This window comes from Desulfosporosinus acidiphilus SJ4 (genome assembly GCF_000255115.2).
GTDB classification, from domain to species: domain Bacteria; phylum Bacillota; class Desulfitobacteriia; order Desulfitobacteriales; family Desulfitobacteriaceae; genus Desulfosporosinus; species Desulfosporosinus acidiphilus.
This window is the reverse complement of record NC_018068.1, coordinates 495,395-519,091: the sequence shown is the minus strand read 5'-3', so window position 1 is coordinate 519,091 and position 23,697 is coordinate 495,395. Positions and strand designations below refer to the sequence as shown.

Annotated in this window: 39 protein-coding genes; all 39 read right to left on the bottom strand. The window is 46.1% G+C overall.

Going from position 1 to position 23,697, the window contains the following annotated elements:
• Positions 1-3: 3 nt before the first annotated feature.
• Positions 4-435 (bottom strand): 50S ribosomal protein L13, encoded by a 432-nt coding sequence (gene rplM / locus DESACI_RS02555; RefSeq protein WP_014825602.1) that lies wholly within the window; start codon positions 433-435, stop codon positions 4-6.
• 281 nt (positions 436-716) lie between these two features.
• Positions 717-1,505 carry a tRNA pseudouridine(38-40) synthase TruA gene (truA, locus tag DESACI_RS02550; RefSeq protein ID WP_014825601.1) on the bottom strand — a complete coding sequence of 263 codons (789 nt, stop codon included), beginning with the start codon at positions 1,503-1,505 and terminating at the stop codon, positions 717-719.
• A gap of 29 nt (positions 1,506-1,534) precedes the next feature.
• Complete coding sequence (locus tag DESACI_RS02545) at positions 1,535-2,299, bottom strand: energy-coupling factor transporter transmembrane component T family protein (RefSeq protein WP_041275944.1); 765 nt, start codon at positions 2,297-2,299, stop codon at positions 1,535-1,537.
• Positions 2,300-2,321: 22 nt separating this feature from the next.
• Positions 2,322-3,770 (bottom strand): ABC transporter ATP-binding protein, encoded by a 1,449-nt coding sequence (locus DESACI_RS02540; protein ID WP_014825599.1) that lies wholly within the window; start codon positions 3,768-3,770, stop codon positions 2,322-2,324.
• 72 nt (positions 3,771-3,842) lie between these two features.
• On the bottom strand, positions 3,843-4,181 hold the full coding sequence (gene rplQ, locus DESACI_RS02535) for a 50S ribosomal protein L17 (RefSeq protein ID WP_014825598.1): 339 nt from the start codon (positions 4,179-4,181) through the stop codon (positions 3,843-3,845).
• Positions 4,182-4,206: 25 nt separating this feature from the next.
• On the bottom strand, positions 4,207-5,154 hold the full coding sequence (locus tag DESACI_RS02530; RefSeq protein ID WP_014825597.1) for a DNA-directed RNA polymerase subunit alpha: 948 nt from the start codon (positions 5,152-5,154) through the stop codon (positions 4,207-4,209).
• Between the two features lie 69 nt (positions 5,155-5,223).
• Positions 5,224-5,853: a 30S ribosomal protein S4 gene (gene rpsD, locus DESACI_RS02525; protein WP_014825596.1), complete on the bottom strand. Its 630-nt coding sequence runs from the start codon at positions 5,851-5,853 to the stop codon at positions 5,224-5,226.
• A 13-nt stretch (positions 5,854-5,866) separates the two neighbouring features.
• A complete protein-coding gene (gene rpsK, locus DESACI_RS02520; protein WP_014825595.1) occupies positions 5,867-6,256 on the bottom strand; it encodes a 30S ribosomal protein S11 in 390 nt (129 codons plus the stop codon).
• A gap of 18 nt (positions 6,257-6,274) precedes the next feature.
• Complete coding sequence (rpsM, locus tag DESACI_RS02515; protein ID WP_014825594.1) at positions 6,275-6,646, bottom strand: 30S ribosomal protein S13; 372 nt, start codon at positions 6,644-6,646, stop codon at positions 6,275-6,277.
• Positions 6,647-6,740: 94 nt separating this feature from the next.
• Positions 6,741-6,854, bottom strand: coding sequence for a 50S ribosomal protein L36 (rpmJ, locus tag DESACI_RS02510; protein ID WP_014825593.1), 114 nt, complete (start codon positions 6,852-6,854; stop codon positions 6,741-6,743).
• A gap of 18 nt (positions 6,855-6,872) precedes the next feature.
• Complete coding sequence (gene infA / locus DESACI_RS02505; protein WP_014825592.1) at positions 6,873-7,091, bottom strand: translation initiation factor IF-1; 219 nt, start codon at positions 7,089-7,091, stop codon at positions 6,873-6,875.
• A gap of 39 nt (positions 7,092-7,130) precedes the next feature.
• Entirely contained in the window at positions 7,131-7,877 is a 747-nt protein-coding gene (map, locus tag DESACI_RS02500) for a type I methionyl aminopeptidase (RefSeq protein ID WP_014825591.1), read from the bottom strand.
• A 6-nt stretch (positions 7,878-7,883) separates the two neighbouring features.
• Positions 7,884-8,525 (bottom strand): adenylate kinase, encoded by a 642-nt coding sequence (locus DESACI_RS02495; protein ID WP_014825590.1) that lies wholly within the window; start codon positions 8,523-8,525, stop codon positions 7,884-7,886.
• A gap of 15 nt (positions 8,526-8,540) precedes the next feature.
• Positions 8,541-9,827, bottom strand: a complete 1,287-nt coding sequence (secY, locus tag DESACI_RS02490) for a preprotein translocase subunit SecY (protein ID WP_014825589.1) — start codon at positions 9,825-9,827, stop codon at positions 8,541-8,543.
• Position 9,828: 1 nt separating this feature from the next.
• The gene (rplO, locus tag DESACI_RS02485; protein WP_014825588.1) at positions 9,829-10,269 is read right to left on the bottom strand and encodes a 50S ribosomal protein L15; all 441 of its coding nucleotides are present in this window, start codon (positions 10,267-10,269) and stop codon (positions 9,829-9,831) included.
• An 18-nt stretch (positions 10,270-10,287) separates the two neighbouring features.
• Complete coding sequence (gene rpmD / locus DESACI_RS02480; protein WP_014825587.1) at positions 10,288-10,467, bottom strand: 50S ribosomal protein L30; 180 nt, start codon at positions 10,465-10,467, stop codon at positions 10,288-10,290.
• 12 nt (positions 10,468-10,479) lie between these two features.
• The gene (gene rpsE, locus DESACI_RS02475; RefSeq protein ID WP_014825586.1) at positions 10,480-10,980 is read right to left on the bottom strand and encodes a 30S ribosomal protein S5; all 501 of its coding nucleotides are present in this window, start codon (positions 10,978-10,980) and stop codon (positions 10,480-10,482) included.
• 27 nt (positions 10,981-11,007) lie between these two features.
• Entirely contained in the window at positions 11,008-11,376 is a 369-nt protein-coding gene (gene rplR / locus DESACI_RS02470; RefSeq protein WP_014825585.1) for a 50S ribosomal protein L18, read from the bottom strand.
• Between the two features lie 53 nt (positions 11,377-11,429).
• On the bottom strand, positions 11,430-11,987 hold the full coding sequence (gene rplF / locus DESACI_RS02465) for a 50S ribosomal protein L6 (RefSeq protein ID WP_014825584.1): 558 nt from the start codon (positions 11,985-11,987) through the stop codon (positions 11,430-11,432).
• A 23-nt stretch (positions 11,988-12,010) separates the two neighbouring features.
• Entirely contained in the window at positions 12,011-12,409 is a 399-nt protein-coding gene (gene rpsH, locus DESACI_RS02460) for a 30S ribosomal protein S8 (RefSeq protein WP_014825583.1), read from the bottom strand.
• Positions 12,410-12,437: 28 nt separating this feature from the next.
• Positions 12,438-12,623 carry a type Z 30S ribosomal protein S14 gene (locus DESACI_RS23380; protein ID WP_014825582.1) on the bottom strand — a complete coding sequence of 62 codons (186 nt, stop codon included), beginning with the start codon at positions 12,621-12,623 and terminating at the stop codon, positions 12,438-12,440.
• A gap of 20 nt (positions 12,624-12,643) precedes the next feature.
• Positions 12,644-13,183 (bottom strand): 50S ribosomal protein L5, encoded by a 540-nt coding sequence (gene rplE / locus DESACI_RS02455; RefSeq protein ID WP_014825581.1) that lies wholly within the window; start codon positions 13,181-13,183, stop codon positions 12,644-12,646.
• Between the two features lie 20 nt (positions 13,184-13,203).
• Positions 13,204-13,572, bottom strand: coding sequence for a 50S ribosomal protein L24 (rplX, locus tag DESACI_RS02450; RefSeq protein ID WP_049804023.1), 369 nt, complete (start codon positions 13,570-13,572; stop codon positions 13,204-13,206).
• Between the two features lie 13 nt (positions 13,573-13,585).
• The gene (gene rplN, locus DESACI_RS02445) at positions 13,586-13,951 is read right to left on the bottom strand and encodes a 50S ribosomal protein L14 (RefSeq protein ID WP_014825579.1); all 366 of its coding nucleotides are present in this window, start codon (positions 13,949-13,951) and stop codon (positions 13,586-13,588) included.
• A 36-nt stretch (positions 13,952-13,987) separates the two neighbouring features.
• The gene (rpsQ, locus tag DESACI_RS02440; protein ID WP_014825578.1) at positions 13,988-14,248 is read right to left on the bottom strand and encodes a 30S ribosomal protein S17; all 261 of its coding nucleotides are present in this window, start codon (positions 14,246-14,248) and stop codon (positions 13,988-13,990) included.
• A 23-nt stretch (positions 14,249-14,271) separates the two neighbouring features.
• Positions 14,272-14,475 carry a 50S ribosomal protein L29 gene (gene rpmC / locus DESACI_RS02435; protein WP_014825577.1) on the bottom strand — a complete coding sequence of 68 codons (204 nt, stop codon included), beginning with the start codon at positions 14,473-14,475 and terminating at the stop codon, positions 14,272-14,274.
• Positions 14,465-14,902, bottom strand: coding sequence for a 50S ribosomal protein L16 (gene rplP / locus DESACI_RS02430; RefSeq protein ID WP_014825576.1), 438 nt, complete (start codon positions 14,900-14,902; stop codon positions 14,465-14,467). Before rplP ends, rpmC begins: the two co-directional genes overlap by 11 nt.
• Positions 14,903-15,565 carry a 30S ribosomal protein S3 gene (gene rpsC, locus DESACI_RS02425; protein ID WP_014825575.1) on the bottom strand — a complete coding sequence of 221 codons (663 nt, stop codon included), beginning with the start codon at positions 15,563-15,565 and terminating at the stop codon, positions 14,903-14,905.
• A 4-nt stretch (positions 15,566-15,569) separates the two neighbouring features.
• Positions 15,570-15,911 (bottom strand): 50S ribosomal protein L22, encoded by a 342-nt coding sequence (rplV, locus tag DESACI_RS02420; protein ID WP_014825574.1) that lies wholly within the window; start codon positions 15,909-15,911, stop codon positions 15,570-15,572.
• Between the two features lie 22 nt (positions 15,912-15,933).
• Positions 15,934-16,215, bottom strand: a complete 282-nt coding sequence (gene rpsS, locus DESACI_RS02415; protein ID WP_014825573.1) for a 30S ribosomal protein S19 — start codon at positions 16,213-16,215, stop codon at positions 15,934-15,936.
• An 18-nt stretch (positions 16,216-16,233) separates the two neighbouring features.
• Positions 16,234-17,061, bottom strand: coding sequence for a 50S ribosomal protein L2 (gene rplB / locus DESACI_RS02410; RefSeq protein WP_014825572.1), 828 nt, complete (start codon positions 17,059-17,061; stop codon positions 16,234-16,236).
• Positions 17,062-17,091: 30 nt separating this feature from the next.
• Positions 17,092-17,379: a 50S ribosomal protein L23 gene (locus tag DESACI_RS02405; RefSeq protein WP_014825571.1), complete on the bottom strand. Its 288-nt coding sequence runs from the start codon at positions 17,377-17,379 to the stop codon at positions 17,092-17,094.
• Positions 17,379-18,002 (bottom strand): 50S ribosomal protein L4, encoded by a 624-nt coding sequence (rplD, locus tag DESACI_RS02400; protein ID WP_014825570.1) that lies wholly within the window; start codon positions 18,000-18,002, stop codon positions 17,379-17,381. The genes DESACI_RS02405 and rplD overlap by 1 nt, the downstream gene beginning before the upstream one ends.
• A gap of 23 nt (positions 18,003-18,025) precedes the next feature.
• Complete coding sequence (gene rplC / locus DESACI_RS02395) at positions 18,026-18,655, bottom strand: 50S ribosomal protein L3 (protein WP_014825569.1); 630 nt, start codon at positions 18,653-18,655, stop codon at positions 18,026-18,028.
• A gap of 168 nt (positions 18,656-18,823) precedes the next feature.
• On the bottom strand, positions 18,824-19,129 hold the full coding sequence (gene rpsJ / locus DESACI_RS02390; RefSeq protein ID WP_014825568.1) for a 30S ribosomal protein S10: 306 nt from the start codon (positions 19,127-19,129) through the stop codon (positions 18,824-18,826).
• A 193-nt stretch (positions 19,130-19,322) separates the two neighbouring features.
• Positions 19,323-20,525 carry an elongation factor Tu gene (gene tuf / locus DESACI_RS02385; protein WP_014825567.1) on the bottom strand — a complete coding sequence of 401 codons (1,203 nt, stop codon included), beginning with the start codon at positions 20,523-20,525 and terminating at the stop codon, positions 19,323-19,325.
• Positions 20,526-20,635: 110 nt separating this feature from the next.
• Complete coding sequence (gene fusA, locus DESACI_RS02380; protein WP_014825566.1) at positions 20,636-22,714, bottom strand: elongation factor G; 2,079 nt, start codon at positions 22,712-22,714, stop codon at positions 20,636-20,638.
• A 39-nt stretch (positions 22,715-22,753) separates the two neighbouring features.
• On the bottom strand, positions 22,754-23,224 hold the full coding sequence (gene rpsG, locus DESACI_RS02375) for a 30S ribosomal protein S7 (protein WP_014825565.1): 471 nt from the start codon (positions 23,222-23,224) through the stop codon (positions 22,754-22,756).
• Positions 23,225-23,267: 43 nt separating this feature from the next.
• Entirely contained in the window at positions 23,268-23,687 is a 420-nt protein-coding gene (gene rpsL / locus DESACI_RS02370) for a 30S ribosomal protein S12 (protein ID WP_014825564.1), read from the bottom strand.
• Positions 23,688-23,697 lie beyond the last annotated feature (10 nt).

Genomic DNA, 23,697 nt, shown 5'->3' with positions numbered 1-23,697 from the left:
AACCTACTGTATTGTCCAGACTTCAGGTTGTTGAGCTTGATGGGGATGTGTTTCCCCCTTGTACACTTTCAGTTTGGTGTACATCTGGGCGCCCAACTTGTTATGAGGAAGCATTCCCTTGACAGCATGTTCCATAGCACGTTCAGGCATGGTTTTCATTAATTTTTTGTAGGGGATTTCTTTCAATCCACCGGGAAACCCAGAGTGACGACGATAAACTTTAGCATTTAATTTATTACCCGTAAGTAATAATTTCTCAGCATTAATAATGATAACGTGATCCCCGGTATCAACGTTCGGGGTAAAGGTCGGTTTATGTTTACCTCTCAGGAGACGTGCTGCTTCTGTAGCAATACGACCCAAGGGAATACCTGCGGCGTCAATGATATACCATTTGCGCTCTTGGTCCTGCGCCTTTGCAAAAAACGTGGTCATGACTTTCCCTCCAAAATTCAACAGATTTCCGTTTTTGCTTCACAATCATGGGGCTCAATCATGCTTGTGACACACCAAGGTTATGGGGCTCAATCACAACCATGGCATAAAAACTCATAATGATATTTTATTTTGATTTTCGTTCTTTGTCAAGTTCAATTTAGTTTTTACAGGTGTGTGCGTAATACGTCGCAGTGTGGCGATAAACTTGTCCACTTATTTTCATAGTCTGCAGATGCCTAAGAAATCTTCATATGAAAGAGAATACCGACGTTTAAAGATTAGATTAAAGGTTCAAGGTCAGGAAATATTTCAAAAGGACTTTCCACTGTATAATTTACATGGGTCAGAAACAAACCATGAGCAGGAGCAATCAACCGGGCTTGTCTCCGCTCTTGACTCTCGATAATTCCGGGAATTTCCCCGGGCATAATCCTCCCTCTGCCCACGTCTGCCAGTGTTCCTACAATAATTCGCACCATGTGGTATAAAAAACCGTCCCCAACGCAGGAAATACGAATCAAATCTTGATCCGCCCGGACAAGACAGCGATACAGTGTTCGTTCAAAGGTCTTGCTGTCCCCTCCGGCGGCAGCGAAGGTTTTAAAATTATGTCTTCCTTCCAGGAACTTTGCCGCCTCCCTCATAGATGAGATGTTAAGGGGAACAGGGATATGCCAGGAATAAAGCCGTGTAAAAACCTCCGGTATGCGCTGGTTGTCTATATGGTAGTCGTAGCGTTTCCATGTAGCAGACCAACGGGCATTAAAATCCCAGGGAACATCCTCCGCCAGCAGTATGCGAATATCTTTAGGCAGCAGACTGTTGAAGGCCTTGGGAATTTTATCTTCCGGTATTCTGGCTTCAGTCAGAAAGTTTACAACTTGGCCCGAGGCATGCACACCGGCATCAGTTCGTCCTGCCATAGCAATAGTTACTTTTTCTTCTACCAGCCGTTCCCAAACCTTTTCTAAGGTTCCTTGGATCGTGGGACCGGCTGTTTCGATCTGGCGCTGGAATCCATGATAATTTGTACCGTCATAGGCTACCTTGAGCCGTATGTTACGCATTTGTGTCACCAACCTCCGACTATTACCGTTTAGTGCCAGATTAAGAGCAGTAATCCCCACAAGGCCATGATAAATCCACACCAAAAGTCTATAACCGTTCTCTCATGAAACAAAAATGATTGAACGCTTCCTGAACCATAGCCGCGGGCTATCATATTTTCGCCAAGTTCTTCAGCCCGCTTAAGACTGATAAGGATTATTGGAACTATCATCTGCACGATTTCCCAGGATCGCCGCAGCCATGAGTCAGGCCAATTTCCCTTGATCAATCTCGCCTTCCAAATCAAAGACCCTTCTTCTAAAAGAAGCGGTATAAACCGCAAGGTCATGGTCAGTAAAAGAGCAAATTCTGCCGCCCTAGAGGAGAAACGGGTGAGGGGAGCAAAAAAGTAAATAATTCCAAGACCTTGTTCCATGGGTAACGTTACCGCCGCAAAAAGCCGGGTTAAGGTAAATACTAAAGCTATTCGCCAAAGCATGATCATAGCTTGTATTAATCCTGCCTGCGACCAATGCCCCTGCCAAAAAGAAGCTGATTCACTCCAGGTCCATCCTGCTGCAAAACAATAAAATAGCCCCAGCCATAGAAGAACCAAAGTCATCCCTCGAAACATCTTGAGAGGAGCATGATTAATCAACACTAAACCAATCAGCATGGCTGAAGTGAGAGCTAAACCCTGCCAATGAGTCAACGTCAAAAGCAGTGACAAAATTGCCAGTCCTCCCACTTTTAATCTGGGATCCAACCGATGCAGAATGCTGTCGCTATGCCAATAAAGCTCCTGATCCATCATACTCTCTCCCTCTCTCAGCAACTCAACAACGCACCCCGGAACGGACAAATTGGTCCCGAAAGTTTGTCCATTCTTCCGCGGAGCAATCAAGAGTTAATGCTCCATTCTCCACGAGCCAAATCCGATCGGCAGCTCCTAGCACATCCCGAAGATCATGGGTTACGAAAAGAATTGTAACGCCCCTAAGTGCAAATATGAGTGTCTGAATACTCACCTTGCTTTTGGCATCCAGGCCAAGCAGAGGTTCGTCCAGAAGAAGAATCTCCGGTACAGTTCGCATCGCTGCTGCAAGTGCGACTTTTTGTCGCTCTCCGCCGCTAAGTCGCTCAGGAGAACTCCAGGCTAATGATAATGAAATTTCATACCCTTCCAGGTATAAACCCTGCTCTTCGGTAAGGGAGTTAACCACAGAATTCTTTGTCTCACGAAATATTTCCTTGAACACACTGGTGCCGAGCAGATATTCCCCCGCTTCTTGCAGGACATAACCCACCTTTCGCCGCAATTCGTTGACATTACCTTTGCCCATTCCTTTTCCGAAGACGGATAGCCGCCCTTTTGCCGGCAGGATAAAACCAAAAACACTTTCTAAAATCGTAGTTTTTCCGGCGCCTGAGGAGCCCACGACGGCTATAAATTCGCCGGGTTTTATGTAGTTATTTATCCTCAAACGCGAATTATAATCGGCGTCTTCCCATTCTAAAACCGGTTTGCACGACTCATGCCCTGGTCTTGCCTGCAAAGAAGCCTGCTTTAGATGAACTGTTCTTTTGTCAAAAAGCGAAAGCTCTTCATAGTGGTACTTAAAAGCCTCTGCAGGGTTGCCCCAGTCTGCAATTGCTCCTTGGTTAAGGACCAGCAAACGATCCGCTTGCCTTGCCAACTCCGGATCATGGGTAATCCACAATTGTCCTGTTTTAAGCCGCATGTTTCTTAATAGTTCTAAAATTGTTTCCTGCGCCTTAGCGTCGAGCATGCTGAGGGCTTCATCTAAAATTAAAAAGGAAGGGTTTAGCGCTAAGATTGCGGCTATGACAAGCCGTTGGCGCTCTCCTCCGGATAATGTTGCGGGAGACTGATTCTCCTTGCCCTTGAGCCCTATCTGAACTGTTAATTCCTTAACTCTGTCACGTACCGTCTTTCGGTCTAAACCGAGGTTTATTTGACCAAAGCCCAACTCTTCGGCAACTGTGGCCCCAATGGTCTGTCGTCTGGGGTGCTGACCGACATAACCTATCTCCTGCCAACGCTTAAGCTTCTCCCACTGAAGATAGGTTCCGTTTTGCCGCATGCGGATCTCCCCACTCTCTGGCAAGAGCAATCCGGCAATCAGGCGAGCTAAGGTCGACTTACCGGCACCATTTATACCCATCAGAGCAATGACTTCCCCCTGCTGCCAGTCAAAGGTTACATCCTTAAGCAAGTTCACGTACCTAATATTATGAAGTTCAAGAATTTTTCCCGAGCTCATGAGACCACTCCCTGATATTAGCAAAGGCCGGGTGCTTAGCGTATAAGCAGCCCGGCCTCTAGCAACTCGCTTCTAGACGAGTTCAACGATAACCATTGTCGCAGCATCTCCCCGACGCATGCCGAGTTTCATAATGCGAGTATAGCCTCCCTGACGGTCAGCATATTTTGGCGCAATGGTATCAAATAATTTTTTAACAACATCCTCATCCATCAGATAAGACATCGTTAAGCGACGTGCTGCGAGATCGCCTTGCTTTCCAAGCGTAATCATCTTTTCAGCAATTGAACTAAGTTCCTTGGCGCGTGCTTCGGTCGTTTCAATACGTTCATGTCGTAATAGGGAAGTGACAATGTTGCGTAACATTGCTCCGCGATGACCTGAGTTTCTTCCCAACTTGCGGTAAGCCAATTACATTCCCTCCTTTTGCACCGAATTAGTCCTCAGATGGGCGGAACGATAAACCTAAATCTTTAAGCTTGAATTCCACTTCTTCCAAAGACTTACGACCAAGATTACGTACTTTTATCATGTCTTCTTCCGTCTTCTGAGTTAACTCTTCAACGGAGTTAATTCCTGCTCGTTTCAGGCAATTATAAGAACGGACAGACAAATCCAATTCCTCAATGGTCATTTCGAGGATTTTATCTTTGGCTTCTTCTTCTTTTTCTACCATGATTTCAACATTATTAAGTTTATCAGTAAGTCCCATGAAAAGGCGCAGGTGATCGCTCAAAATTTTGGCGGCAGAACTTGTAGCCTCTTCCGGAGAAATACTGCCATTAGACCATACTTCGAGAGTTAACTTATCATAGTCTGTGGTTTGCCCGACACGGGTATCCTCGACAGTATAGTTAACCTTGTAGATGGGGGCGAAGATCGAATCAATGGGTATAACCCCAATGACCTGATCCGGCTTCTTATTACGGTCTGCAGACACATAACCACGGCCACGTTCCACTGTCATCTCCATAAAGAGACGTCCATCATGATCTAATGTGGCAATCTTTAAGTCACGGTTTAGAATCTCAATATCCGGGTCTGTAATGATATCTCCTGCAGTCACAATCCCTTCATTCTGGGACTCTAAACGAATGACTTTGGGCTCATCGGTATAGCCTTTTAAAGCCAAGGACTTAAGATTAAGAATAATGTCCGTGACATCTTCTAAGACACCCGGAATCGTGGAAAACTCATGGAGTACCCCTTCGATTTTGACCGATGTAACCGCTGATCCTTCAAGAGAAGATAACAAGATCCGTCTTAGTGAGTTTCCTAAGGTGATCCCGTAGCCTCTTTCTAATGGCTCAACGACAAATTTTGCATAGGAGTCATCTTCAGAACGCTCGACACACTCGATTCTGGGCTTCTCGATTTCCAACATCGGAATGCACCTTCTTTCTCGAGAACTTGATATACAAACCATCCGACCCATAAGGGCAGAACGTCAACATTAACGGGAGTATTTCTCCACGATGAGGTGTTCTTGAATTGGAAGTTGAATATCTTCACGAGTAGGAAGCGCAACAACGGTTCCTGCAGCAGCGTTTGCATCCAAACTCAACCATCCCGGTACAGTACGTGTGCCTAAGTTTTCGAGAATTTGTTTCATTCTGGGTGAACTTTTGCTGCCTTCTTTAACTGCAATAACTTCCCCAACACGTACGGAATAGGAAGGTATATCGACTCGTCTTCCGTTCACTGTAAAGTGACCGTGGTTCACGAGTTGACGTGCTTCTGGACGCGATGTCGCAAAACCTAAATGGAATATAACATTATCCAAACGTCTTTCTAACAATACAAGCAAGTTCTCACCGGTTACCCCTTTGCGGCGGGCAGCCTCATCAAAATAGTGCTGGAATTGTTTTTCCATGACACCATACAAACGACGAGCTTTTTGTTTCTCACGCAGCTGAAGGCCATATTCGGTTGGCTTCTTGCCGCGGGCCTGGCCGTGTTGTCCAGGGGCGTAAGCACGACGGTCAATTGCACACTTTCCGGTATAGCAACGTTCTCCTTTAAGGAATAACTTCATACCTTCACGCCGACATAAGCGGCAGACTGGTCCAGTATATCTAGCCATGATTACACACCTCCTATACCCTTCTGCGTTTTGGTGGCCGACAGCCGTTATGCGGAATCGGTGTCACGTCTTTAATTAAATTAACTTCTAAGCCTGCAGCTTGCAGAGCACGAATGGCAGCCTCACGACCTGCTCCAGGTCCTTTTACATAGCATTCAACATCTTTTAAGCCATGTTCCATTGCTACTTTAGCACAGGTTTCAGCAGCCATTTGTGCTGCAAAGGGTGTGCTCTTACGGGAGCCTTTAAAGCCCAAAGAACCTGCACTTGACCAGGAGAGGGCATTTCCGCTCAAATCCGTAATGGTCACCATGGTATTGTTGAACGTGGATTTGATATGGGCAATTCCACTGTCAATATTCTTGCGTTCCCGGCGTTTTGTCCGGACAACTTTACGTGCCATCTCGGTTATCCCTCCTTATTATTTCTTACGTTTTGCTCCGACAGTTTTAGCCGGACCCTTGCGAGTACGGGCATTGGTTTTCGTGCGTTGTCCCCGTACAGGAAGCCCGCGACGATGACGCAAGCCACGATAACAGCCAATTTCCATCAGACGCTTGATATTGAGGGAAACTTCGCGACGCAAATCGCCTTCAATTTTATACTCTTTATCAATAACTTCCCGAAGCTTGCCGACTTCGTCCTCTGACAAGTCGCGCACTCGGACATCCGGGCTCACACCCGTTTTAGCGAGAATCTTGTGTGAAGTCGGGAGCCCAATGCCATAAATATAGGTTAAGGCAACCTCTATACGTTTCTCGCGCGGTAAGTCAACCCCAGCGATACGTGCCATCTATAATTTACACCTCCAACATTTCAGTTCTTACTCAAATTATAAAAATCGGTGCATCAGAGAACGCTCTGATCAGCCGCGCAACCGAAACTGTTTATCCTTGACGTTGCTTGTGTTTCGGGTTTTCGCAAATAACCATGATTTTGCCATGGCGGCGAATAACTTTACATTTTTCGCAAATTGGTTTGACAGAAGGCTTTACTTTCACTGTAATCCCTCCCTTGACTTACTTAAACCTATAGGTGATTCTGCCCCGTGATAGATCATAGGGGGAAAGTTCCACAGTGACTCTATCCCCGGGGAGAATCCTAATAAAGTTCATGCGTATTTTACCGGAGACATGTGCCAATACCTTGTGTCCATTGGGCAATTCAACGGAAAACATGGCATTTGGCAATGGCTCTAATACTTTACCTTCCACTTCTATAACGTCTTCTTTTGACATACTTAAATTCCCCTCCCCTGACAATCCTACGGTACACATCTAACTTCGAGTCAGAATTTCCAAGCCATTTTCCGTAAGCGCAACTGTGTGTTCGAAATGAGCCGACGGCTTCTTGTCTTTCGTAACCACAGTCCAGTGATCCTTCAGTGTCAGCACTTCATACGTACCCATGTTTACCATGGGTTCAATAGCCAAGGCCATACCTACCTCGAGTCGTGGTCCCCGGCCGGGCTTGCCAAAATTAGGGATCTGCGGGTCTTCATGCATGGCTCGGCCAATCCCGTGCCCTACATAATCACGCACAACCGAAAAACCATGTTTCTCTACGTGCGTCTGAACTGCGTGGGATACATCATAAAGACGATTTCCAACCTTTGCCTGGGCAATACCTAACATTAGTGACTCCTCTGTGACCTTAAGGAGTTTAAGGAGATCTTCAGTAACTTCCCCGATTGGCAAAGTTACGGCGGAATCTCCGAAGTATCCGTCAATGACCGCGCCGCAATCAATACTGATAATATCTCCAGATTCTAAACTCCTTAAACTTGGGAATCCATGAACCACTTGTTCATTAACTGAAGTACAGAGGGTTGCCGGAAACCCGTTATAGCCTTTAAACGCCGGAATTGCTCCTTGTGCTCGAATATAATCTTCTGCCATGCGATCCAGTTCAAGGGTCGTTATTCCCGGCTTTGCAGCATCCCGCATTAGAGCAAGAGTATCTGCCACAATTTTTCCTGCCTTACGCATCCGCTTAAACTGATTTGCATTTTTAAGCTCTATCATGGTTAATTAGCCCAAGGCCTTAAGAATATCCGCAAAGACCTTATCGATTGGCTGATCGCCATTGATGCGTTTCAACAGTCCTTGTTGTTGATAAAAATTAATCAAGGGTTCTGTTTGATCATTATAGACATTTAAGCGGTTTTTGGCAGTTTCCACTGTGTCGTCGGAGCGTTGATAAAGCTCTCCGCCGCATTGACCACAGACGCCTTCCTGTTGGGGAGGATTGAAAATCATATGATATGAAGCTCCGCATTTACGGCAAACACGGCGGCCGGTTAGACGCGGAATCAAGACGTCTTCTGCTACTTCGATATTAATAACGCCATCAAGCTTCATTCCAAGACGATCCAAGATCTCATTTAAAGCATTCCCTTGTGCTAGTGTACGCGGGAATCCATCAAGTAGGAACCCTTCAGCACAATCAGGTTGTGCTAAACGTTCTGCAACAATTCCAATGGTTACTTCATCAGGAACTAATCCACCGGCATCCATATAGGACTTCGCTTTCAAACCTAAAGCTGTTCCGTCTTTAATAGCTGCACGGAACATATCACCTGTGGAAATGTGTGGGAAGTGGAATTTCTCCACCAGTGGACCTGCTTGAGTACCTTTACCTGCACCTGGACCGCCCATTAATATTATTTTCATCTCTCTCTTCCTCCTTTACTTCATAAACCCTTGATAATGCCTTGACATAAGTTGGGATTCGATCTGTTTCATCGTTTCAAGCGCAACCCCAACTACGATCAGAAGGGAAGTACCACCAAAATAGATGTTTTTAAGACCTGTCAGTCCCATGACTATTGTCGGTAGGATTGCTATCAATGCTAGGAATATGCCGCCTGCCAGCGTAATCCGGCTTAAGATCTTGGAGAGATACTCAGCCGTAGGGCGCCCAGGACGAAGGCCAGGGATAAATCCTCCATACTTCTTCAAGTTGTCTGCTACATCCGCTGGATTAAAGGTAACAGCCGTGTAGAAGTAAGTAAAGAATATTATGAGCACACCGTAGACCAACAAGTAAGGGATCGATTGAACCGTCCCATTCATGCTGAACCAAGTGTTGACAAATCTCGCAAATCCAGAAGTAGGCATCCATGTTGCAATGGTCTGCGGAAACGCGAGCAAGGAAATCGCAAAAATGACCGGAATAACACCGGCTTGATTAACCTTCAAAGGGATATGGCTGCTTTGTCCACCGTAGACACGGCGTCCAACAACTCTCTTGGCATACTGAACTGAGACCCTTCGTGTACCTTCCTGAACATAGATAACTCCTGCGATAATAAATACCACAATGACTGCTAAGCCGAGAAGGCTGAAGATATTGATCTCATGAACCGTAAACAAGCTGTATAAATATCCGAGGGCACTTGGAACCCGTGAAACGATACCTGCAAAAATAATCAGTGAGATACCATTTCCAACTCCGTTTTCAGTAATTGCTTCACCAAGCCACATTAAAAATGCCGTTCCGGCAGTCAGAACGAGGGCTACTAAAAGGTAAACCGCCCACTTCCATGCGGAGCTGGGAACCATTAAGGCAGTACGGATCCCAAAGGTAAGACCAAAAGCTTGAATAAACCCTAAAGCAACTGTTCCATAACGCGTATATTGCGTTATCTTTTTGCGGCCATATTCTCCTTCTTTAGAGAGTCTCTCTAAAGAAGGGATGACAATCGTCAGCAGCTGAAGAATGATGGAAGCTGTTACGTAAGGTGTAATACTCAAAGCAAATACCGTAAGCCGTTTGAAGGAACCTCCTGAGAGCGTGTCCATAAAATCGAACATGCCCCCAGTTCCAAGCATATTCTTCAAAACTTCATGATTTACAAAAGGAATGGGAATATGTGCTCCGATACGGAAGATCAGGAACATAAGAAGGGTGTAACCGATTTTCTTCCTGAGATCCGCTACATTCCACGCATTCTTCAGGGAATCGAAAATCATCCTATTCCACCTCTACTTTTCCACCAGCTGCAACAATTTTTTCTACCGCAGCCGGGCTGACTTTGTCAATTTTGACGGTCAGAGCTTTGGTCAATTCCCCCGTTGCTAAAATCTTGACACCATCTTTTACGGCCTTAATCAGACCGCTCTCTAAGAGGCTTTCAAGGGTGATTTCCGTCCCGTTTTCAAATCGTTCTAAATCCCGAACATTCAGGGCTACGATTTCTTTTCTGGATCTATTGGAAAATCCTCGTTTCGGCATTCTGCGATAGAGTGGATTTTGTCCGCCTTCAAAACCGGGACGGACACCTCCACCTGCTCGGGAATTTTGCCCTTTATGCCCTTTGCCGGCGGTTTTGCCGTTTCCCGATCCAATGCCGCGGCCAAGACGTTTCGGGGCATGAGTTGAACCTTCAGCAGGCTTGAGATCATGCAGTTTCATGCTCGCCCACACCTCCTTCTATTGAACTTGTTCGACTGTAACTAAATGCATGCATTTATGAATCATCCCTAAAATGCTCGGGGAGTCTTCATGAACGGCACTAGAGCCTACCTTACCTAAGCCAAGTGCTTGCAGTACTTTATGCTGTGCCTTAGAATATCCGATCGGACTTTTCGTCAGCGTCACTTTAATTTTCATGACCAACCCTCCTTAACCTAGAATTTCTTCTACGTTTTTACCTCGGAGTTTGGCAATCTCATCCGGACGCTTAAGAGATTTTAACGCAGCCATTGTCGCATTGACCATATTATGCGCGTTTGCCGAACCCAAAGACTTTGCTAAGATATCATGCACTCCTGCTGCTTCAAGAACCGCACGAACAGCACCTCCGGCAATGACACCAGTTCCTTTGGAAGCAGGTTTCAATAAAACTTGTCCTGCGCCAAAGATCCCAATAATTGGATGAGTAATGGTTGTTCCGTGCATAGGAACGGAATGGAGGTTCTTCTTCGCATCTTCGACGCCCTTACGAATAGCCTCCGGAACTTCACTGGCTTTACCCAGTCCTGCTCCAACACGTCCATGACCATCACCGACAACAACGAGAGCACTGAAACTAAAACGGCGTCCGCCCTTTACAACTTTAGCAACACGGGCTATATGAACAACCCTCTCGTTCAATTCCGACTTGTTTGCTTCGAATTTCGCCAACTTGATTTTTCCCTCCTTTACCCTAGCTTAAAAGCTGAGTCCAGCTTCACGTGCTGATTCTGCTAATGCAGAAATTCGGCCATGATAGATATTTCCGCCACGATCGAAAACAACCTGCGTAATTCCTTTATCAAGAGCCTTTTTAGCAATTAATTCGCCGACTTTTTGTGCCCCGGCAGTATTACCGCCGGACAGATTTGCTGCTTTAAATTCCGAGTCAAGAGAAGAAGCCGCAGCCAAAGTGACGCCAAGCTCATCATTGATGATTTGCGCGTAGATATGATTCAAGCTTCGGAAAACCGCTAAACGCGGACGATCAGCCATCCCGATAATAGTTTTCCGGATACTCTTATGCTTTTTCAAACGTAGAGCCTTTCGGTCAATGCGCTTAATCAAAGGGAACACACTCCTTTCGAACTGCAAGAGATTTTGCCCTTGCTATTTAATGATTATTTCTTAGCGCCGCCCTTTTTACCACCGGTCTTACCAACTTTACGGCGAACAACCTCGTTCTCATACTTGATACCTTTACCTTTGTAGGGCTCAGGTTCTCTTTCTGAGCGGACAACAGCTGCAAAAGCTCCAACGAGCTCCTTATCCATACCTTTAATTAAGATCTTATTAGGAGCCGGGACTTCAAAATCGATGCCTTCAAAAGGAACTAGCTCTACAGGATGGGATTTACCAACCGTTAAAACGAGTTTATTACCTTGCTTGGCAGCACGGTATCCGACACCGACCATATCCAGTCCTTTGGTGAACCCATTCGTCACACCTTCTACCATGTTGGCAATCAGAGTGCGAGTCAATCCATGTAAGGAACGGCTCAAGGGTTCATCATCGGCTCGAGTGACAGTGATCTCTGAATTTTCTACTGTGACCGTCATTAATGAATGAATTTGTCTGCTCAGGGTACCCTTAGGACCCTTAACAGTGACGAAGTTATCCTCTATCTTGAAGTCGACACCACTGGGAATTCCAATGGGACGCTTGCCAATTCTGGACATTCACTGCACCTCCCGCTGCAAAATTACCAAATATAGGAGATTACTTCTCCTCCTAGACCCTCTTTGCGGGCCTTTCTGTCCGTCATAATCCCCTTGGAAGTTGAAATAATTGCAACTCCGAGGCCTCCGAGGACTTTGGGCACTTCATCCTTCTTTGCGTAGACACGCAAGCCCGGACGGCTAATCCGTTTCAGTCCTGTGATAACGCGTTCGCGATTGGGACCATATTTCAAATACATCCGAATGACACCTTGTTTGTCGTCCGCAATATATTCTACGTCTTTAATATAACCTTCAGCTTTAAGCAGTTCCGCAAGCTCTCTTTTGATACGTGATGATGGTACCTCAACTTTATCATGGTAAACCATTCCGGCGTTGCGGATACGTGTTAGAAAATCTGCGATCGGATCTGACATTGACACTTCAGTCGTCCCCCTTCCTTACATAGTATTACCAACTGGCCTTCGTAACTCCAGGAAGTTCACCTTTGTGAGCCAACTCCCGGAAGCAAACCCGGCATATACCAAACTTCCGAATATAAGCATGGGGACGTCCACAAAGCTTACAACGGTTATGCGAACGTACGGCGAACTTTTGTCCACGATTTTGGCGAACAATCATCGATGTTTTAGCCACGCTCTTGAACCTCCCTTTCTCTAATCACGATACGGCATTCCGAATCCGCGAAGCAATTCCCGTGCTTCTTCGTCCGTCTTTGCCGTTGTTACGAAAACTACATCCATACCGCGAAGCTTGTCGATCTTGTCGTACTCGATTTCCGGGAAGATCAATTGCTCCTTGATCCCTAAAGTGTAGTTTCCCCGTCCATCAAACGCTTTACCTGAGATGCCGCGGAAGTCGCGAACCCGAGGCAAAGCCACACTTAAGAGGCGATCCATGAATTCATACATTCTCTCACCGCGAAGCGTTACCTTACATCCGATGGGCATTCCTTCGCGGAGTTTAAATGCTGAAATAGATTTTTTTGCTCTGGTCACAATGGGTTTTTGACCGGTGATAATCATAAGATCTCCAACCGCGGAATCAATGGCTTTGGAGTTCTGAACAGCCTCACCCACACCCATGTTGACAACAATTTTAGCAAGCTTGGGGATTTCCATTACATTTTTATAAGCAAACTTCTGCTGCAGCGCAGGAGCTATTTCACTGACATATCTGTCTTTTAGACGAGCCACTGGGGTCCCTCCTTTCTCGATTAGTGTTTATCTGGGAGATTCACTCCGCAATGTTTGCAGACGCGAACTTTTCCGTTATCCGTCAACTTGACACTTACACGAGTTACGGAATTACACTCTTGGCAATATAACATAACATTCGAACTGGCCATCGGAGCTTCCTTAGAAACAATACCGCCTTGAGGCATCGCTTGAGAGGGCTTGGTGTGACGTTTAACAATATTAGCCTTTTCTACAACGACGCGACCCTTTTTGGGGATCACTTCGATTACTTTACCTTTTTTGCCGGCGTCTTTACCGCTGATGACCATGACGTAGTCGCCTTTTTTAACGTGCAGTTTATTGGGTTGTACTTTATGCTTAGTAGCAGCCACTTTCTTCACCTCCATCTGTCATGGGGTCTTAGATAACCTCCGGTGCCAGGGAAATAATTTTCATATAATTATCACGAAGTTCACGGGCAACTGGCCCAAAGATACGAGTTCCGCGAGGGCTCTTGTCATCTCTGATGATGACAGCAGCATTCTCGCTGAAGCGTATATAAGAACCGTCAGGACGTCGAATTTCCTTCTTTGTGCGAACAACAACTGCCTTAACGACGTCACCCTTTTTAACAACGCCCCCTGGCGTTGCCTGTTTAACAGAAGCCACAATAATATCTCCAATTGATGCATACCGACGCATTGAGCCCCCGAGCACACGAATACACATCAATTCTTTAGCACCAGAGTTGTCTCCAACCCGAAGCCTGGTTTGTACCTGGATCATTCCCTTTGACCCCCTTCCGAACTAAATATAACTAGTTTAGAGCGCTACAGCCCTTTCCAGAACTTTAACCATGCGCCAGCATTTATCCTTACTTAAACGGCGGGTTTCCATGATTGAAACAGTATCTCCGATATGAGCTTCGTTGTTCTCATCATGAGCTTTAAATTTCTTTGTGCGAGTAAATGTCTTTTTATATAAGGGATGGCTTTCAGTAATTTCAACAGACACAACAATGGTTTTGTCCATCTTATCGCTGACTACTTTGCCGATCCGAACTTTACGCTGGGCTCTTTCCACGCTATAAAGCCTCCTTTCTCAACTTAAGAACGTTCGATCTTTAACTCACGTTCACGCAAAATCGTTTTGCCGCGAGCAATACCTTTGCGGATTTCACGAATTCGCATTGGGTTATCAAGTTGACCCGTTGCCAATTGGAAACGCAAATTAAACAGTTCGGTTTTGTAATCGTCGATCTGCTTAACGACTTCGTCATTTGTCAGATCACGGAAATCCTTAGTTTTCATTTGCGTCACCTCCTAGTAAATCTGCACGGGAAGCGATCTTACATTTGATCGGAAGCTTATGCATTGCCAAGCGAAGAGCTTCGCGGGCGACTTCTTCTGCAACGCCGTCGAGTTCAAACATGACACGGCCGGGTTTCACAACGGCTACCCAATACTCAGGCGAGCCTTTTCCGCTGCCCATACGAGTTTCAGCCGGTTTTGCCGTAATTGGCTTATCAGGGAAAATTTTAATCCATACTTGACCGCCCCGTTTAATATAACGGGTCATGGCGATACGAGCGGCCTCGATTTGACGATTGGTTATCCAACCGCTTTCCAGGGCTACCAGACCATATTGGCCAAAGGTAATCGTAGTTCCACGAGTCGCTTTACCGGTCAAACGACCACGATGTTGTTTTCTATGTTTCACTCTGGTTGGGACTAACATTTAGTTTCCTCCTTCCACCTGAGCGACGACCTTCTTCGCTGGAAGAACCTCACCTTTATAAATCCAAACTTTGATACCAATTTTTCCATACGTGGTATTTGCTTCGGCAAACCCGTAGTCAATGTCTGCACGTAAGGTGTGAAGGGGTACTTTTCCTTCATGGTACCATTCAGTTCTGGCAATTTCGGCTCCAGCCAAACGACCGCTGCACTGAATTTTGATTCCCAAGGAACCCTGGCGCATAGTCCTGCCGACGGTTTGTTTCATAGCACGACGGAAGGAAACACGTTTCTCCAGTTGTTGGGCTATATTTTCCGCAACTAATTGCGCATCCAGCTCAGGCTTTTTAATTTCAACAATGTTAACTGCGACTTGTTTGCCCGTCATGGCTTCCAGTTGCTTACGCAGATTTTCTACTTCTGCGCCGCCGCGGCCAATGACAATTCCCGGCTTGGCTGCGTAAACTGATACCTTGATGCGGCTTGCCGCACGTTCGATCTCAACCTTAGGGCAACCGGCTTGTTTAAGTTTATTTTTTACAAATTCACGAATTTTCAAGTCCTCGTGAAGAAGTTCTACATAGTTTTTACCTGCATACCATCGGCTTTCCCAATCACGGATTATCCCGATGCGGAGGCCTTTGGGATTTACCTTTTGACCCACAGTTCTAGTCCTCCTTCTCTTCGCCAACAACCACGGTAATGTGACTCGTCCGTTTGCGGATTTGGTCTGCACGTCCCATAGCTCTAGGCTTAATGCGTTTTAAAGTTGGTCCTTCGTCCACACAAATTTGAGTAATGATAAGTTCATCTGTATTCATGTCAAAATTATGCTCTGCGTTAGCAACTGCTGATTTTAATACCTTTGTGACATCAGCACTTGATCCCTTAGCAGTAAATTGAAGAATGGCGAACGCATCACTGACCTTCTTGCCGCGGATCAAATTAACAACTTGGCGCACCTTACGAGGAGAGATACGTACGTATTTTGCCACTGCTTTTGCTTGCATGTGTCTTTAGCCTCCTCTCGAATTATCGTAGGCCGCTGGACTTTTCACTGCCAGCATGGCCCTTATAGGTGCGAGTCGGCGAGAACTCGCCAAGTTTATGCCCTACCATGTCTTCGGTAATATAGATAGGAACATGTTTCCGTCCATCGTGCACTGCTATAGTAAAACCAATCATTTGCGGGAAAATTGTTGAGCGTCTGGACCATGTCTTGATGACGCGCTTGTCACCGGATTCGTTCATCGCGTCAACACGTGCGAGGAGACGAGCTTCGACGAAAGGTCCTTTTTTTACAGATCTGCTCATTCATGGGCCTCCTTTCGACTACTTACTGCGCCGTTTCACAATAAAGCGATTCGACAAGTTCTTTTTCTTCCGAGTCTTGGCACCAAGGGCAGGTTTTCCCCAAGGTGTAACCGGATTACGTCCAATGGAGTTACGGCCTTCACCACCGCCATGGGGGTGATCGCAAGGATTCATAACTGATCCGCGAACGGTTGGGCGAATTCCCAGCCAACGGGATCGTCCGGCTTTACCAATGTTAATGTTTTCATGGTCTAAGTTTCCGACTTGACCGATAGTTGCGCGGCATTCAAGACGGATCATGCGCATTTCTCCCGAGGGAAGACGTAAGGTTGCATAAGCGCCTTCTTTAGCCATTAATTGAGCTGCAACTCCGGCGGTCCGGACCATTTGTGCTCCTTTGCCGGGTTTCATCTCAATGTTATGCAATAAAGTACCGACTGGTATATTTTTTAAAGGGAGAGTGTTTCCTACTTTAATATCTGCATCCGGTCCAGAAACGACCATTTGATCGACTTGTAGACCGTTAGGTGCTAAGATATAGGCTTTGAACCCATCTTTGTAGTAAAGCAAGGCAATATTTGCCGATCGGTTAGGATCATATTCAATACTGGCCACTCGTGCCGGGATACCATCTTTATTCCGTTTGAAATCAATCTGACGATACATTCTCTTGTGCCCGCCGCCTTTATGGCGAACGCTTAAATGACCTTCGCTGTTGCGGCCGGCCTTTTTGCGTAAAGGCTTTAACAAAGAACGTTCAGGCTCAGTTCTGGTGATTTCTTCAAACGTCGAAACAGTCATTTGACGACGACTGGCCGAGGTTGGTTTAAATGACTTCAGTGCCATTGGTTTCTTTCCTCCTTTGCTTCAAGCTGCTTACAGGCCTGCGAAGTTTTCAATTCTATCTCCAGCTTTAAGCGTAGCAATCGCTTTTTTCCGATTTGCGGTCTTACCGCTGTACTTGCCTACCCGTTTCATTTTCCCGCGAACATTGATGGTGTGAATGTCCACTACGGAAACCTTAAACATTTTTTCTACTGCGGCTTTGATTTCGATTTTATTAGCTGCTGGATTAACCCAGAAGGAGTATTTGTTTTCCTCAACAAGACCTACTGATTTTTCAGAGATAACCGGACTTTTGAGGACCTCACGTGCGTCGCGCATTACGCAAACACCTCCTCTGTTTTTGAGATCGCAGCCTTAGTCATGACAAGAACATCATGGTTGAGCAAGTCTACGACATTCATCCCAGCAACATCCATGGTGACTACACCCTCTATGTTACTAGCCGAACGGAAAACCGCTTCGTCAACCTCATCCGTGACAATCATTGCCTTCTTGCTGACTTGCAGAGCCTTGAGAAGTTTAACGATTTCACGTGTCTTAACCTCTTCCAATTTCAGAGCATCCAACACGATAAGCTGTTGTTCTATGACTTTCGAAGAAAGTGCTGAGTGTAAAGCCAGACGTCTAACTTTCTTCGGCAATTTAAATCCATACTTACGCGGTTTCGGTGCGAATACAACACCGCCGCCTCTCCAAACAGGGGAGCGTGAACTTCCGGAACGTGCACGGCCAGTTCCCTTTTGACGCCATGGTTTGCGTCCGCCTCCGCGTACTTCGCCGCGCAGCAGAGCTGATTGCGTTCCGTGCCGCAGAGAAGCTAATTGGGAAACAACGGCTGAATGAAGAACAGGAACATTGGGTGTAATTCCAAAGATATTATCACTTAGTTCAATTTCACCAACAGGTGCGCCTTGCATATTTACTACTTGAACTTTAGGCATTGCTTATTCCTCCTTTCTCAGTGCTACTTCGCCTTGACAGAAGGCTTCAGAATGAGCAATGATTTTTTCGCTCCCGGGACAGCCCCTTTGATCAAGATCAGGTTTTTATCTAAGTCAACTCGGATGACCTCCAAGTTTTGTACAGTTACACGCTCGCCGCCCATACGGCCTGGCAAAACACGGCCTTTGAAAACACGAGCCGGGCCTTTCGCGCCAAGGGAACCTGAGCGACGATGATATTTTGAACCGTGAGCCATTGGTCCGCGGCTGGCACCGTTGCGTTTAATCATACCTTCAAAGCCTTTGCCTCTTGAAGTACCAACGACATCCACGCGATCGCCGACTGTAAACAGGTCCGCATTGACTTCTTGACCAATTTCATAGCTGTCGATGTCTTCTACCCTGAATTCTCTGACATAACGCATAGGCTTCAAGTTTGCCTTTTGGAAATGTCCTTGGCGAGGCTTGTTGGTCAATCCTTCACGAAGTACAGAAAAACCCAGTTGAACAGCATTATATCCGTCTGTAGCAACTGTCTTCTTTTGTACCACAGGGCAAGGACCAGCTTCCACCACTGTGACCGGAATGACTTTTCCTTCGCTAGTGAAGACTTGGGTCATCCCTATTTTTTTACCTAGAATTCCTTTTGACACGAATGCCACCTCCTAGACACTTTGAAGTGCGCCGGATTACTCTGGTGCACGAGAGTGTCATCTTATTTATCTCATCGCAATTTTTCTACACGCTACCGGGCGTTTCTCGCGACAAGTACAACATATTATATCACAAGACTTATAATTAAGCTACAAAAAAATAAAGAATTAGAGCTTAATCTCAATATCAACCCCAGCGGGGAGATCTAAGCGCATTAAGGCATCCACAGTTTTTGACGTAGGCTCAAGGATATCAATGAGGCGCTTATGCGTCCGCATCTCAAATTGTTCCCTTGAATCCTTGTTAACATGAGGGGAACGCAAAATTGTGTAAATGTTCTTCTCAGTAGGGAGAGGAATCGGTCCACTGACTTGAGCTCCTGTCCTCTTTGCGGTTTCTACAATACGTTCTGCAGATTGATCCAAGGTTTTGTGATCAAAAGCCTTTAAGCGAATTCTGATTTTTTGGCTCATTTTAAATTCTACCTCCTTAAATTCCCGTTACACGGGTTGAGCGCAAAAATTCCCCAGGCAAGCGGAGTCACCTGCCTAGCAACCTTTTGCGCCATTCCAGATATCAGAGGTCAGATGGCATTCCTTCACCTGACCTTCACAATTAGAGAGGAAGAATCTCTTCCTCTCTAATTTAGTGTCTTTAAAAGACTAATTACTCGTTAATTTTGGCAACAATTCCTGAACCTACAGTTCTGCCGCCTTCACGGATAGCAAAACGAAGTCCTTCTTCCATAGCGATTGGAGTAATGAGTTCAACATCAATCGTTACACGGTCGCCGGGCATAACCATTTCAGTTCCTTCAGGAAGATCGATTACACCGGTAACATCGGTTGTACGGAAATAGAATTGAGGACGATAGTTGTTGAAGAAAGGAGTATGACGTCCGCCTTCTTCTTTGTTCAGGATGTAAACCTCTCCGGAAAACTTGGTGTGAGGTTTAATGGAGCCGGTTTTCGCTAAAACTTGACCGCGCTCAATATCTTTACGCTCAACACCACGGAGGAGTGCACCGATATTGTCTCCAGCTTGTGCTTGGTCTAAGAGTTTACGGAACATCTCAACGCCGGTTACAACAGTTTTACGAGCAGCGGTGCTTAATCCGACGATCTCAACTTCGTCTCCGACCTTCACTTGACCACGCTCAACACGACCGGTAGCAACGGTACCACGACCGGTAATGGTGAAAACATCCTCAACTGGCATCAAGAAAGGCTTATCGGTGTCACGTTCCGGAGTAGGAATGTAGGAATCAACTGCATCCATAAGGTTCCAGATTTTTCCGCACCACTCGCAATCGCGTTTTCCGCAGCCACATTGCAGTGCTTTAAGTCCAGATCCGGGAACGATGGGAATATTGTCGCCATCAAATTCATAAGAACTTAAGAGTTCACGAATTTCCATTTCTACGAGCTCTATAAGTTCGGCGTCATCAACCATGTCGGCTTTATTAAGCCAAACAACGATACTGGGAACACCAACTTGGCGAGCCAAGAGAATGTGTTCACGGGTTTGCGGCATAGGACCGTCAGCAGCAGATACAACGAGGATTGCGCCGTCCATTTGAGCAGCACCGGTGATCATGTTCTTGACATAGTCAGCGTGCCCTGGGCAGTCAACGTGTGCATAGTGACGGGTTTCGGTTTCGTACTCAACGTGAGCGGTAGAAATGGTAATACCACGTTCACGCTCTTCCGGAGCTTTGTCGATTTGGTCAAATGCTGTAGCTACAGCACCGCCGACTTTAGAAAGAACAACAGTGATTGCAGCTGTGGTCGTTGTTTTACCGTGGTCTACGTGTCCGATGGTTCCAACGTTAACATGTGGTTTTGTACGTTCGTATTTCGCTTTTCCCATGTTTTTCACTCCTTTTAAATATTTCAGGGTTTTTATAATTCAGCGAGGTACCGAAGTTCAAACCCTCTTCAAGCTTGAAAAGAATTTGAACCCCGGTCTTTAATCCTTGCTTACGCACCTTGACGTTTTGCTATAATGCCGTCAGCAATGGTCTTTGGAACATCTTCGTAATGGTCAAATTGCATCACGTATACTCCACGACCTTGGGTGGCTGACCGTAAATCTGTCGAATAACCAAACATTTCAGCGAGAGGAACAAAGCCGCGTACAACTTGGGAATTACCGCGAGCTTCCATTCCTTCAATACGTCCACGACGTGAGCTGATATCACCGATGACATCACCCATATATTCCTCAGGGACCGTTACTTCAACTTTCATAACAGGTTCCAAAATTACCGGGTCGGCTTTAGCGGTACCGGCTTTGAAAGCCATAGAGCCGGCAATCTTAAAGGCCATTTCTGAAGAGTCAACATCGTGATAGGAGCCGTCAACGACTGTAGCCCGTATATCGAGAGCAGGATATCCTGCGAGAATACCGTTTTGCATAGCTTCTTCGATACCATCGCCGATTGGGTTAATATATTCGCGAGGAATAACCCCACCAACAATTTTATTGACAAATTCAAAACCGGATCCTGGTTCCATAGGTTCAAATTCAACCCAGCAGTGTCCGTATTGACCACGGCCGCCTGACTGACGTACGAACTTTCCTTCAGCTTTAACCGCTTTGCGGATAGTTTCTTTATAGGCAACCTGAGGACGTCCTACGTCACATTGAACTTTAAATTCCCGCTGTAAACGGTCAACAATAATCTCCAGATGGAGTTCACCCATACCGGCGATAATTGTTTGCCCCGTCTCAACGTCTGTACGCATTCTGAACGTTGGGTCTTCTTCAGCCAAACGTGATAAGGCGCCGCCCATTTTCTCCTGGTCTGCTTTTGTCTTTGGCTCGATTGCAACATCGATAACCGGCTCAGGGAAGACCATTTTTTCAAGAATAATCGGCTGTTTCTCATCACAAAGTGTATCTCCAGTGGTCGTATCTTTCAGACCGACTGCTGCTGCTATATCGCCTGAGCGAACCTCCGGAATGTCTTCACGGTGGTTAGCGTGCATTTGGAGAATACGGCCGATCCGTTCCTTCTTACCTTTTGTTGAGTTGAATACATAAGAACCGGCGCTTAGTACCCCGGAATAGACCCGGAAGAAAGCCAGTTTCCCAACAAAGGGGTCTGCCATGATCTTAAAGGCCAAGGCGGAAAATGGTTCGGTGTCGGATGCAGTTCTATGATCATCTTCTCCGGTATCCGGATTAACACCTTTAATTGGAGGAACATCCAACGGAGATGGCATATAGTCAACAACAGCATCCAAGAGAGGTTGAACGCCTCTATTCTTAAAAGCTGAACCGCACAACACCGGAATAAACTTGTTGCCTATAACGCCGTTGCGAATACCCGCGCGGATTTCCTCTTCGGTTAATTCTTCACCTTCGAGATATTTCATCATGAGCTCTTCGCTGGTCTCGGCAACAGCCTCAACGAGCTTTTCTCGGTATTCATTCGCTAAATCCTGTAACTCTTCAGGGATCGCATTATGCTCTGCGGTTGTTCCTAAATCATCCGTGTAAATGATCGCTGTCATTGTTACCAGATCTACGACGCCTTTAAAGCTGTCTTCCACGCCAATAGGCACCTGAATCGGAACAGGCCTGGCACCCAATCGGTCAGAGATCATGGAAACACCACGGAAGAAGTCGGCTCCCATCCGGTCCATTTTATTAATATAAGCAATACGCGGAACCTTGTATTTATCCGCCTGACGCCAAACCGTTTCAGACTGGGGCTCAACTCCGCCTACGGAACAAAATACCGCTACAGCACCGTCGAGCACCCGCAGAGAACGTTCAACTTCTACAGTGAAGTCCACGTGCCCAGGTGTGTCAATAATGTTAATCCGATTGTTTCTCCATTGACAAGTTGTTGCCGCAGAAGTAATCGTAATACCGCGCTCTTGTTCTTGGACCATCCAGTCCATCGTTGCTGCGCCATCATGAACTTCACCAATTTTATGCACACGTCCTGTATAGAAAAGAATACGTTCTGTAACAGTTGTCTTCCCGGCGTCAATATGGGCCATGATTCCAATATTACGCGTATTTTCAAGTGAATTTTGTCTTGCCACTGCGATTCCCCCTTTCTGTCAAAATCAGTGTGCCACAAACTACCACTTGTAATGCGCAAAAGCTTTATTCGCTTCAGCCATTTTATGCATATCTTCCTTCTTTTTGACAGAGCCGCCTGTATTGTTAGCTGCATCGAGCAACTCAGCAGCAATTTTCTCTTGCATCGTTTTCTCGCCGCGCTTACGCGCCATAGCAACAAGCCAGCGGAGTGCGAGAGTCGAACGACGTTCTGCACGTACTTCGATAGGAACTTGATAGTTGGCTCCACCGACACGACGGGCCTTAACTTCCAAAACCGGCATTACGTTTTTCAGGGCATTATTAAAGACTTCCAGCGGATCTTTACCGGCTTTTTCCTGAATCATATCAAAGGCGCTGTAGCAAATAGCCTCAGCAGTCCCCTTCTTACCATCTAACATAATCTGATTGATAAACTTTGTTACTGTCTGGTTCTTATAAATCGGATCAGGCAGAACTTCCCGTTTAGCAATATATCCCTTACGTGGCATCAGTATCCCTCCTTTATAGCGTACTCAATCATCCTAAATCAAATTAGGCTTTTTTGGGACGTTTTGCTCCGTATTTCGAGCGGCCTTGGGCGCGTTTTTGCACAGCTGTTGTATCAAGGGCACCGCGAATTACGTGATACCGTACGCCAGGCAGATCTTTAACACGACCTCCGCGGAGAAGAACCACGGAGTGCTCTTGCAGGTTGTGACCAATACCGGGAATATATGCAGTAACTTCCAGTTGATTTGTCAAACGAACACGAGCAACCTTACGAAGCGCTGAGTTAGGCTTTTTAGGAGTTGTCGTATAAACCCTTGTGCACACCCCTCTCTTTTGCGAGGAACCGCCCGACGGGAATTGTTTACGTTTAAGAGAGTTATAGCCCCACTGTAAAGCTGGAGCTGTCGATTTTTTTCCAACTGAAGTACGACCTTTGCGAATGAGTTGGTTGATTGTCGGCATGTCTCCACCT